We start from the raw sequence: 5,678 nt of genomic DNA on the forward strand, positions 1-5,678 counted from the left end.
GCCCCAGCCCCCGCCCCCGAAGGCGTCTCGCCAGCGTCCTCGGTGCCGTCGGTGCCGTCGGTCCCGCCGCCGTTCTCCGGGCGCCGGGGGGCGGGGATGGCGGCGAGGCGGTCCTGGGCGATGAGGGAGATCAGTTCGGCGCCGCGGCGCGAGCGGACGAAGGCGACGGTGCGTACGCCCTGGGCCGCGAGGTCGGTGAGGAGCTCGGCGGCCTCGGCGGTGGCGGTGCGGCGGACGGGGGCGCCGCGTTCGCCCTCCAGTTCGGTCAGCGGCGGCTCCCACAGCGCGAAGACGGTCTCACCGCGCGGGGAGGTGTCCTCGGTGATCTCGACGGGCCGTACGCCGGTGAGCCGGGCAGCCCCCTCGCCGGGCGCGGCGGCGGTGGCGGAGGCGAGCAGGAAGACGGGCTCGGAGCCGTAGCGGGCACACACCCGGCGCAGCCGGCGCAGGACCTGGGCGACGTGCGAGCCGAAGACGCCGCGGTAGGTATGGCACTCGTCGATGACGACATAGCGCAGTGCGCGCAGGAAGGAGGACCACCGGGTGTGCCCGGGCAGCAGCCCGCGGTGCAGCATGTCCGGGTTGGTGAGCACGTAGTTGGCGTACAGCCGCACCCATTCGCGCTCTTCGACCGACGTGTCCCCGTCGAAGACGGCGGCCCGCACCGCCGTGCCCAGCGGAGCGGCCAGGTCGGCCACGGCGCGCCGCTGGTCGGCGGCGAGCGCCTTGGTCGGGGAGAGGTACAGCGCGGTGGCGCCGCGGCCGTTCGGGGCCTCGGAACCGTCCAGCAGAGTGCTGAGGACGGGAACGAGATAGGAGAGGGACTTGCCGGAGGCGGTGCCTGTGGCGATGATCACCGAGTCGCCGTCGAGGGCGTGCGCCGCGGCGCGCGCCTGGTGTTCCCAGGGACGGTCGATGCCCGCGTGTCGTACGGCGTCGATCACTTCCGGCCGGATCCGGTCGGGCCATTGCGCATGGCGACCGTTTCGCGGGGGCAAGTGCTCCGTATGGGTGACACGCCCGGCGCGGTCCGGTCCCCTGGTGAGACCAGCGAGCACTTCGCGAGGGTCGCCGCAGGAGGCCGAGCGGTGAGGCTCGGCTCGCGGGCGTACGCTCGCGGACCGGGTGTGCTGTTCGTTGGCCATCGGTACCGAGTGTGTCACTGGCGAGGCGGACAATGGACGTAAGGCGTCGTCCTCGCCTGCTGGTAAGTGATTGAATGCCTCTGCGGCTGCCGATCCGTCCCCTGCCTTTGGGGGTACCTCCCTCCGTCAGGGCAGGGGGAGGGAGAACCGAGGGGGCTGACCGCTCGATAGCAAGGTGCTGGAGGATCCGTGGACCTGTCCCTGTCGACCCGTACCGTCGGCGATCGCACGATCGTCGAGGTCGGTGGCGAGATTGATGTATACACCGCGCCCAAGCTGCGCGAGCAACTGGTCGAGCTCGTGAACGACGGCAGTTACCACCTCGTCGTGGACATGGAGGGTGTCGACTTCCTCGACTCCACCGGACTCGGCGTGCTCGTCGGTGGGCTCAAGCGGGTGCGCGCTCACGAGGGCTCGCTGCGCCTGGTCTGCAACCAGGAGCGCATTCTCAAGATCTTCCGGATCACCGGTCTGACGAAGGTGTTCCCGATCCACTCCTCGGTCGACGAGGCCGTAGCGGCCACTGACTGATGTGCCGGGCCGCCGGTCCGCCCCGCGTGGGGTGGTCCGGCGGCTCACCGGTTGACTGGTGCCCGGTCGCTGGGGCCTGGCTCTCCGAGTCCCCGAGCGGGCCCCACAGACACTCAGGACAACCGAGGGGGATGGCATGGCCACCGTTGAGCTGCTCTTCAGCGCGCTGCCGGAGCACGTCCGCACGGCGCGGCTGGTGGCCGCCGCCGTGGCGCGGCGGGCCGGGGTCGACGAAGCCGTGCTCGACGAGGTGCGGCTGGCTGTCGGCGAGGCGTGCACGCGTGCCGTCGGGCTGCACATGAGCCATGGCCTCAGCAGCCCGGTGCGGGTGGCGCTCATCGAGGACGAGAAGAAGTTCTCGATCGAGGTGGGGGACGAGGCGCCGCACCGGCGTTTCTCGCTGCCCGGCGGCACCCTCGGCGCCGGCGCCTCCGCAGCGCCGCAGACCGGCCCGGCCTCCGAAGCCAAGGCCAAGGAGAACGGGAACGGCCCCGGCGGCCGAGGCGGTCTCGTGGAGGCCGAGGGCGCGCTGCTGCCCGGAGCCCGCGACGAGATCCCCGAGCCGGTCGCCGAGGAGGATGAGGGCGACGGCGAGATGGGGCTCGCGGTGATCAGCGGGCTGGTGGACGACGTCGAGGTGACGACCGACGAGCACGGCGGCGTGATCCGGATGAGCTGGCCCACCACCGAGCCCGTGCTCCCCTGAACGGACCCGGACGGACCCGGATGGGCCCTGACCGTCCTGACCGGCTCTGAGCGGACGCCCTCTGCGGGAAGCTTCTTTCCGGGCCGAGACGTCGGCGCAGGGCGACCGTGCGCTGGCGCGGCTCGACAGACCCGCGGCAACCGTCGCAGCCCCGCACCTCATCGCGCGCGCCCGCCTCATCGCGCGCGTCCACCTCACACGCGCGCCCACCCCACAAGCGCGCCCACCCCGCAAGCGCCCCCACATCCCAGGCGCCCGGTCTCCCCGGGGTTCACTCTGAACCTCCACATTCCCACCCGTCATACCCCGCCACATCGCAGCGGGCTCGGGGCGGGCTTTTTGATCTTTCGTTCGGCCGTCCGCGTGGTTTTCCGCGATCTTCGGTGCTGATCTTCAGAGCGTCTCGGACGGCATTTCTGACCAGCGCCTAAACCGGTGCGGCGAGGCTTCTTCGTTCACTCGACAGATCGTTTTTACCGCCGTCAGTTGAATTTGCACGTTCCCTCGTGCGAGCGAATTATCCGCTTCAGGGGCGGCTGATCTTCGCCGATCCCGGCGAATTCTCGCTGCTGCGCTCTGTTTTGATCTAGTGGCAGCTCCCTACAATCCGTCCACATCTTTGCAGCAGGACGCCTGAGCGTGCTTGCGCGCGCCCATGTGCCAAACGTCAAGGAGGACGAATGGCGGGGCATCTCAGCCCACTTCACCACCCCCAGCACCTCGCGGACGCCGCAGAACTGACCAGTGGCAACCGGGGACTCGCGATCGTGATCGCGGTTGTCGCGCTCGCAGCGCTCGGCGTCGCCCTGGTGTTGGTACGACAAGTGCTCGCCGCGGGCGAAGGCACCGACAGTATGAAGAAGATCGCGGCCGCGGTGCAGGAGGGGGCGAACGCGTACCTGGCGCGCCAGCTACGCACCCTGGGCGTATTCGCGGTGGTCGTCTTCTTCCTGCTCATGCTGTTGCCGGCCGACGATATGAAACAGCGGATCGGCCGTTCATTGTTCTTCCTGGTCGGGGCGGCTTTCTCGGCGGCCACCGGCTATATCGGTATGTGGCTCGCGGTGCGCAGCAATGTCCGAGTGGCTGCCGCGGCACGTGAGGCGACTCCGGCGCCGACCCCCGCGGGACCGGAGAAGGGAGAACCGGGGGAGATCCCCGCGGATCTCACGGCGGTTTCCCACAAAGCGATGAAGATCGCTTTCCGTACCGGTGGCGTCGTCGGAATGTTCACCGTCGGGCTCGGCCTGCTCGGTGCCGCTTGCGTGGTGCTCGTCTACGCGGCCGACGCGCCCAAGGTGCTGGAGGGCTTCGGCCTCGGCGCTGCGCTGATCGCGATGTTCATGCGAGTCGGCGGCGGCATCTTCACCAAGGCCGCCGACGTCGGCGCCGACCTCGTCGGCAAGGTCGAACAGGGCATTCCGGAGGACGACCCGCGCAACGCCGCCACCATCGCGGACAACGTCGGCGACAACGTCGGCGACTGTGCCGGTATGGCGGCCGACCTGTTCGAGTCGTACGCGGTGACGCTGGTGGCCGCGCTGATCCTGGGCACCGCCGTCTTCGGCAACGACGGGCTGGTCTTCCCGCTGCTGGTGCCCGCCATCGGCGTGCTCACCGCCATGGTCGGGGTGTTCGCCGTGGCGCCGCGCCGTGCCGACCGCAGCGGGATGACGGCGATCAACCGCGGGTTCTTCATCTCGGCCGTGATCTCGCTGGCGCTGGTGGCCGTCGCCGCGTTCACCTACCTGCCGTCCAGCTACGCGGACCTCAAGGGTGTCTCCGGTGACGACGCGCAGGAGATCCTCGGGCACAGCGGCGACCCGCGGGTGCTGGCCGTCGTGGCCGTCGCGATCGGCATCGTGCTGGCCGCCGTCATCCAGCAGCTGACCGGCTACTTCACCGAGACCACCCGCAAGCCCGTACGGGACATCGGCAGGACGTCGCTGACGGGCCCGGCGACCGTCGTGCTCTCCGGGATCTCCATCGGTCTGGAGTCGGCCGTCTACACCGCGCTGCTGATCGGGCTGAGCGTCTACGGCGCCTTCCTGCTGGGCGGCGGAACGGTGATGCTGGCGCTGTTCGCGGTGGCGCTCGCCGGTACCGGTCTGCTGACGACCGTCGGTGTGATCGTCGCCATGGACACCTTCGGGCCGGTCTCCGACAACGCACAGGGCATCGCGGAGATGTCCGGGGACGTCGAGGGCGCGGGGGCGCAGGTCCTCACGGACCTGGACGCCGTGGGCAACACCACCAAGGCGATCACCAAGGGCATCGCCATCGCCACCGCCGTGCTCGCCGCCGCCGCGCTGTTCGGCTCGTACCGCACCGAGCTGGCCGAAGCGCTCACCGACGCGGACCAGAGCGCGGGCAAGATGCTGGAGCTGGTGGACATCGCGCAGCCCAGCACCTTGGTCGGGCTGATGCTCGGGGCCGCGGTGGTCTTCCTGTTCTCGGGTCTTGCGATCAACGCCGTCTCGCGGTCGGCCGGTTCGGTCGTCTTCGAGGTGCGGCGGCAGTTCCGGGAGCGGCCCGGGATCATGGACTACTCCGAGAAGCCGGAGTACGGCCGGGTCGTGGACATCTGCACCAAGGACGCGCTGCGCGAGCTGACCACGCCGGGGCTGCTGGCCGTGATGGCGCCGATCCTGGTGGGCTTCACCTTCGGGGTGGGCGCGCTGGCGGCGTTCCTGGCGGGCGCGATCGGTGCGGGCACCCTGATGGCCGTCTTCCTCGCGAACTCGGGCGGTGCCTGGGACAACGCGAAGAAGCTGGTGGAGGACGGCCACCACGGCGGCAAGGGCAGCGAGGCGCACGAGGCCACCATCATCGGCGACACGGTCGGCGACCCGTTCAAGGACACCGCGGGCCCGGCGATCAACCCGTTGCTGAAGGTGATGAACCTGGTGGCGCTGCTCATCGCGCCCGCTGTGGTGCAGTTCAGCTACGGCGAGGACAAGAGCGTGGGAGTGCGTGTGGTGGTCTCGATGGTGGCCGTGGCGGTCATCGTCGGCGCCGTCTACGTCTCCAAGCGCCGCGGGGTCGCCGTGACGGAGGAGAACACCGGCGAGCGGACGGCCAAGCAGCCACAGGCACCGGCGGATCCGGCGGACCCTGCCGATCCGGTGGACCCGGTGGCGGCCTCGTAGCCGGCTGACGGCTCCTCACGTCCGCAACGACCGCGCGACCGCACGACCGCACGACCGCACGACCGGGCGACCGTGACTGCACGATCGCGTGACCGCACAGCGAGATAAATCACAGTCAACCGACCGGTGGGCGGGACGCTTTGGCGT

The 5,678-nt window shown here is 70.2% G+C and carries 3 protein-coding genes and 1 pseudogene; 3 read left to right on the plus strand and 1 reads right to left on the minus strand.

Features of this window, described 5'->3' with window-relative positions:
- Positions 1–95: 95 nt before the first annotated feature.
- Positions 96–1,145: pseudogene (locus tag ITI46_RS32765) on the minus strand (DEAD/DEAH box helicase); the annotation flags it as partial.
- A gap of 189 nt (positions 1,146–1,334) precedes the next feature.
- Here ITI46_RS32765 and bldG point away from each other — a divergent pair.
- The 3 genes from bldG to ITI46_RS32780 all read left to right on the plus strand — a co-directional run bounded on the left by bldG (position 1,335) and on the right by ITI46_RS32780 (position 5,531).
- Positions 1,335–1,676 (plus strand): anti-sigma factor antagonist BldG, encoded by a 342-nt coding sequence (gene bldG / locus ITI46_RS32770; RefSeq protein ID WP_016473000.1) that lies wholly within the window; start codon positions 1,335–1,337, stop codon positions 1,674–1,676.
- Between the two features lie 136 nt (positions 1,677–1,812).
- A complete protein-coding gene (locus ITI46_RS32775; RefSeq protein WP_209243589.1) occupies positions 1,813–2,382 on the plus strand; it encodes an ATP-binding protein in 570 nt (189 codons plus the stop codon).
- A 680-nt stretch (positions 2,383–3,062) separates the two neighbouring features.
- A complete protein-coding gene (locus ITI46_RS32780; RefSeq protein WP_209243590.1) occupies positions 3,063–5,531 on the plus strand; it encodes a sodium-translocating pyrophosphatase in 2,469 nt (822 codons plus the stop codon).
- Positions 5,532–5,678 lie beyond the last annotated feature (147 nt).

Origin of the sequence: Streptomyces oryzae (assembly GCF_017676365.1) — a bacterium.
Classification (GTDB): Bacteria; Actinomycetota; Actinomycetes; order Streptomycetales; family Streptomycetaceae; genus Streptomyces; species Streptomyces oryzae.